Origin of the sequence: Microbacterium sp. H6, assembly GCF_003314775.1 — a bacterium.
GTDB lineage: Bacteria > Actinomycetota > Actinomycetes > Actinomycetales > Microbacteriaceae > Microbacterium > Microbacterium oxydans.
The window spans coordinates 7,211-12,254 of the sequence record NZ_QOAY01000258.1; the positions used below are offsets into that span (position 1 = coordinate 7,211).

Consider the following 5,044-nt stretch of genomic DNA (forward strand, 5'->3'; position numbering starts at 1 on the left):
CCGACGCCGTGTTCGCCGCGAACGACATGGTGGCGCTCGGCGTGCTCACGCAGCTCCTGCGCCACCGCGTCCGCGTGCCGGAGGAGATCGCACTCATCGGGTTCGACGATGTCGCCCAGGCGCACCAGGGTGTCGTCCCGCTCACCAGCGTGCGCCAGCCCGGCTACGAGATCGGCCGCGCCGCCGGGATCGCCCTGCTGGCACAGCTCGCCGACCCCTCGGCACCCCCGCCCGCGACGACGCCGTTCCCCGCCGAACTCATCGTGCGGGAGTCGACCGTCGGTCGCTGAGACGGTCGTTCTCTGGGTGCCGCGAGGCCTCGCTCCTTCGTCAGGCCGAGGGGTGGCCGACCACACCCTTGCGCAGCAGCGCGTTGCCGTATTTGCGCGTCTCACCCGTGCGCACCATCAGATACGCGGTCTTCGCGACCTCGTAGTAGGCGAACCGCTCGACGAAGGCCGTCGTGTCCACGGCTGTGCCCGCCGCCGCCATGAGCTCGCGCTGCACGTCGAGCACCTCGCCGTCGGCCGAGGTCATCAGATCGAGGCCGGGGGCGTCGTCCAGCGGCAGCACGGTGCGGATGACAGCCACCACCTCAGGCGTCGTGGTGCCGGGCAGGTCGATCACACGTGCGCCCAGACCCCACGCGGGGAAGTGCGCGTCGGCGACGACCACGGCATCGGAGTGCCCCATGCGGTCGAGGTGCAGCAGCAGCTCTCCCGTCAGCAGGGGATGGATTCCTTCGAGCACGAGTGCTCCTCTCGTCGAGCCGTCGGGTGGTTCAGGAGACGCCTGAGCCGGCCGGGATGAGCCCCTCCGCTGCGAGGTTGTCCCACAGCGCGGCCGGGATGTCGAGGGCGGCATACTCCGCATTCTGCTGCAGCTGCGCCGGACGACTGCCACCCACCACGACCGAGCGTACGACCTCGGACTGCAACGGGAACTGGATCGCCGCGGCCGGCAGGGGCACATCGTGGTCGGCGCACACCGCGGCGATGCGCACCAGGCGCTCCCACAGCTCGTCGGGGAGCTGCCCGTACTCGTAGCGGCCATCCCTCCGCGGCTCGTTCGAGGCCAGCAGTCCGGAGTTGAACACCGACGCCGCGACGATCCCGGTCCCGGTCTCCCGGCACGCGGGCAGCACGTCGACCGCTGCGGGCTGCTCCAACAGCGTGTAGCGGCCGGCCACCATCACGAGGTCGAGGTCCGCGGAACGCACGGATGCCGCGAGGGCTTCCGACACCATCGAGCCGATGCCGATCGCGGTCACCTCGCCGTCCGCGCGCAGCTGCTCCAGGGCCGGAAGGGCCTCGGCGAGCGCGAGGTCGAGGTCGTGCCGCTCCGGGTCGTGCAGGTAGAGGAGGTCGATGCGCTCGATGCCGAGCCGCTCGCGGGACTCGTCCAGGCTCCTCCGGATGCCGTCCGCCGAGAAGTCCCACACGCGCTGGAGGTCGTCAGGCACGTGGAAGTCGTTCGCGGTGTCGAGGCCGCCGGCGTGGTCGGGGTTCGAGCGCAGCAGCCGGCCGACCTTGGTCGAGAGCACGTACTCGTCGCGCGGCTTGGTCTGCAGGAAGGCGCCGAGGCGACGCTCGGAGAGCCCGAGGCCGTAGTGCGGAGCGGTGTCGTAGAAGCGGATGCCGCTCTCCCACGCCGCGTCCAGCACCGCCCACGCGTCGTCGTCGGACAGCTCACGGAAGAGGTTGCCGACGTTCGCGGCACCATAGCCGAGAGTCGGGACGGTCAGGCGGTCCGGCACGATCACACCGTCAGACGCCGACATGCGCGCCCGTCCAGGTGTACGCGGCGATGCTCTCAGCCTTCATCTCCATGCCCGTGCCCGGCGTGGTGGGAGCCATGTAAGAGCCGCCCTGGATGTCGGTCGGCACCACGAAGTGCTCGTGCAGGTGGTCGACGAACTCGATCATCCGGCCCTCGCGCGTGCCGGTGACGGCGACGAAGTCGAACATCGACAGGTGCTGCACGGCCTCGCACAGGCCGACACCGCCGGCGTGCGGGCAGACCGGCACCCCGAACTTGGCGGCGAGCAGCAGGTTGGCGATGTTCTCGTTCACGCCCGCGACCCGCACGGCGTCGATCTGCATGACGGAGATGGCCTCGGCCTGCAGCAGCTGCTTGAAGATGACGCGGTTCTGCGCGTGCTCACCGGTGGCGACGCGGATCGGGGCGATGCCTCTGGCGATCTCGGCGTGGCCGAGCACGTCGTCGGGGCTCGTGGGCTCCTCGATCCACGCGGGGTGGAACTCGGCGAGCGCGTTCACCCACTCGATCGCCTCGGACACCTCCCAGCGCTGGTTCGCGTCGATCGCGATCGGGAAGTCCGGGCCGCACACCTCGCGCGCCTTGCGGAAGCGGCGGATGTCGTCCTGCAGGTCGGCGCCGACCTTGAGCTTGATCTGGGTGAAACCGTCGGCCATGGCCTCGCGGGCGAGGCGTTCGAGCTTCTCATCGGAGTAGCCGAGCCAGCCGGGGCTGGTCGTGTAGCCCGGGTAGCCGGTGGCGAGCAGCTGCTGCTCCCGCTCGGCCCTACCGGACTCTGCGGCCCGCAGGATCCCGAGGGCGTCCTCGCGGGTGAGGGCGTTGGTGAGGTAGCGGAAGTCGACGAGGTCGACGAGCTCCTCCGGCGTCATGCGGGCGAGGAGCTGCCAGAGCGGGAGGCCCGCACGCTTGGCCTTGATGTCCCACAGCGCGTTGATGACCGCGCCGATGGCCATGTGCATGACGCCCTTCTCGGGGCCGAGCCAGCGCAGCTGCGAGTCGCCGATGATGTCACGGAACGTGCCGCCCATGTCGTCGAGCAGAGGCTCGATCTCGCGTCCGACCAGGTGGCCGGCGAGCGCGTCGATCGCGGCGACCTGCACGTCGTTGCCGCGGCCGATCGTGAAGACGAAGGCGTGCCCCTCGATGTCGTCGTCCGCGTCGGTGCGCACGATGACGTACGCGGCCGAGTAGTCGGGGTCGGGGTTCATCGCATCCGACCCGTCCAGGCTCAGAGACGTGGGGAAGCGGATGTCGGTGGTGTCGAGGGCGACGATACGGCTCACGGGATTCCTCTCCATGCACGGGTGATTTCTCCGTGCGGATCTCTTGGAGTGTAAACATCCGATGTCTATACTGTCAACGAGACCGGCCGCCTCGTCGCGGCCTCCCGACCGATCAGGAGAAACATGAAGTTCGCGCGGCTCGGCACCCCCGGGAATGAGATCCCCGTCCTCGTGGAGGGCGACCGATACCTCGACCTCCGCCCCGTAACATCCGATGTGGACGGAGCCTTCCTCGAGAGCGACTTCGGCTCCCGCGTCACCGCCGCCCGCGATGCCGGAGAACTCCCCGAGCTCGCGGATGCCTCCTCCCTGCGCGTCGGCGCCCCGATCGCACGGCCGAGCGCCGTGATCTGCATCGGCATGAACTACGCCGCCCACGCGGCCGAGTCGGGATCGGAGCCGCCCACCATCCCGATCCTCTTCCTCAAGACGCCGAACACGGTCGTCGGCCCTGACGACACGGTGACGATCCCCCGCGGCAGCGAGAAGACCGACTGGGAGGTCGAGCTCGGCATCGTGATCGGCACCCGCACCGCGTACCTCGACTCGCCGGAGGAGTCGATGGCGCACGTGGCCGGCTTCGTCGCCGCGAACGACGTGTCCGAGCGCGACTTCCAGATGGCGGTCTCCGGGGGGCAGTGGTCGAAGGGCAAGATCGCCGCCGGCTTCAATCCGACCGGACCGTGGCTGGTCACCCCCGACGAGGTCGACCACCAGGCGCTCGGCCTGCGCAGCTTCGTGAACGGCGAGCCGCGGCAGGACTCGAACACGAGCGACATGATCTTCACGGTCGAGCAGATCGTGCACCACCTGTCGCAGTACGTGACGCTCGAGCCCGGAGACCTGATCCTCACCGGCACCCCGCAGGGCGTCGCACTGTCGGGCAAGTACCCCTACCTGGCCGCGGGCGACGTGGTCGAGATCGAGATCGACGGCCTCGGTCGTCAGCGACAGGAGTTCGTGGCATGGGAGGCCCGGAAGTGAGCGCATTGAACGGACTGGATGGATTGAACGGGCTGGTGGCGATCGTCACCGGCGGAGCATCCGGAATCGGCGCGGCGATCGCACAGCGCCTGCACGCCGACGGAGCGACGATCGCGGTGCTCGATCGCGACACCGCCACGGCCGACCCCGCCTTCGCCGCCTTCACGGCCGACGTCTCCGACCGCGCGAGCGTCGACGCCGCTGTGGCTGCCGTCGGCGAGAAGTTCGGACGCATCGACATCGTCGTGAACAACGCCGGTATCGGCGCGCAGGGCGACATCGCCGCGAACGACGACGACGAGTGGGCCCGAGTGCTCTCGGTCAACGTGACCGGCATCGCCCGCGTCACGTCTGCCGCCCTGCCCTGGCTGCGGAAGTCGCCGGCGGCCGCGGTCTGCAACACGGCTTCCATCGCCTCGACCACCGGCCTGCCGCAGCGCGCGCTCTACAGTGCGTCGAAGGGTGCGGTCTCCGCCCTCACCCGTGCGATGGCCGCCGATCACCTGCGCGAAGGCATCCGCGTGAACGCCGTCAACCCGGGAACGGCAGACACCCCATGGGTGGGGCGACTTCTCGACTCGGCCACCGATCCCGCCGCGGAGCGCGCCGCCCTCGAAGCGCGCCAGCCCCACGGACGCCTGGTCAGCCCCGACGAGGTCGCTGCGGCGGTCGCCTACCTCGTGGGCCCGTCAGCCGGCTCGACCACCGGAACCTTCATCGAGGTCGACGGCGGCATGGCCCAGCTGCGCCTGCGCGCGGAGTAGCCCCTCGCTTTCGAATCGCGCAACCGGCTCCATCCGCACCCTGGACATCCGAAGCATGGTCCGGACCGGTTGCGCGATTCGAAAACCTCAGGCCGAGGCGTCGATCCGGTAGAACCGCTCGGCGTTGCGCCAGAACAGGGCGTCGACATCGTGGCCGCGCGCCTCCGCCCACGCGATGACGACATCGGCCCCGCGCGATCGTGCCGTGGGCTGGTAGGCCACCTTCTCGCGCTC

Annotated in this window: 6 protein-coding genes; 3 read left to right on the forward strand and 3 right to left on the reverse strand. The window is 69.9% G+C overall.

Translation table 11 applies throughout. From position 1 onward, the window contains the following. On the forward strand, positions 1 to 290 hold a 290-nt coding region (locus DSP71_RS24130; RefSeq protein ID WP_258546505.1), incomplete at its 5' end, for a substrate-binding domain-containing protein. A gap of 40 nt (positions 291 to 330) precedes the next feature. On the opposite strand, the gene DSP71_RS16580 is transcribed toward DSP71_RS24130, so the two are convergent. Genes DSP71_RS16580 through DSP71_RS16590 form a run of 3 tightly spaced genes read right to left on the reverse strand, consistent with a single transcriptional unit; the run spans position 331 to position 3,062 of the window. Next, positions 331 to 750 carry an RbsD/FucU family protein gene (locus DSP71_RS16580; RefSeq protein ID WP_113681625.1) on the reverse strand — a complete coding sequence of 140 codons (420 nt, stop codon included), beginning with the start codon at positions 748 to 750 and terminating at the stop codon, positions 331 to 333. 31 nt (positions 751 to 781) lie between these two features. Further along, positions 782 to 1,780 (reverse strand): aldo/keto reductase, encoded by a 999-nt coding sequence (locus DSP71_RS16585; RefSeq protein WP_113681626.1) that lies wholly within the window; start codon positions 1,778 to 1,780, stop codon positions 782 to 784. Then, positions 1,767 to 3,062, reverse strand: a complete 1,296-nt coding sequence (locus DSP71_RS16590) for an L-fuconate dehydratase (protein ID WP_113681627.1) — start codon at positions 3,060 to 3,062, stop codon at positions 1,767 to 1,769. The genes DSP71_RS16585 and DSP71_RS16590 overlap by 14 nt, the downstream gene beginning before the upstream one ends. A 123-nt stretch (positions 3,063 to 3,185) precedes the next feature. Between DSP71_RS16590 and DSP71_RS16595 the strand changes: the two genes are divergently transcribed. Together DSP71_RS16595 and DSP71_RS16600 are read left to right on the forward strand one after the other, a co-directional pair. After that, entirely contained in the window at positions 3,186 to 4,046 is an 861-nt protein-coding gene (locus DSP71_RS16595; protein ID WP_046747527.1) for a fumarylacetoacetate hydrolase family protein, read from the forward strand. Then, positions 4,028 to 4,810, forward strand: a complete 783-nt coding sequence (locus tag DSP71_RS16600) for an SDR family NAD(P)-dependent oxidoreductase (protein ID WP_113681628.1) — start codon at positions 4,028 to 4,030, stop codon at positions 4,808 to 4,810. The genes DSP71_RS16595 and DSP71_RS16600 overlap by 19 nt, the downstream gene beginning before the upstream one ends. The last annotated feature ends 234 nt before the right edge of the window (positions 4,811 to 5,044 follow it).

Bases quoted from the DNA above. Each gene is read 5' to 3' on its own strand.
- DSP71_RS16595 (WP_046747527.1), top strand. From the start codon at position 3,186: ATGAAGTTCGCGCGGCTCGGCACCCCCGGGAATGAGATCCCCGTCCTC.
- DSP71_RS16585 (WP_113681626.1), bottom strand. From the start codon at position 1,780: ATGTCGGCGTCTGACGGTGTGATCGTGCCGGACCGCCTGACCGTCCCG.
- DSP71_RS16600 (WP_113681628.1), top strand. From the start codon at position 4,028: ATGGGAGGCCCGGAAGTGAGCGCATTGAACGGACTGGATGGATTGAAC.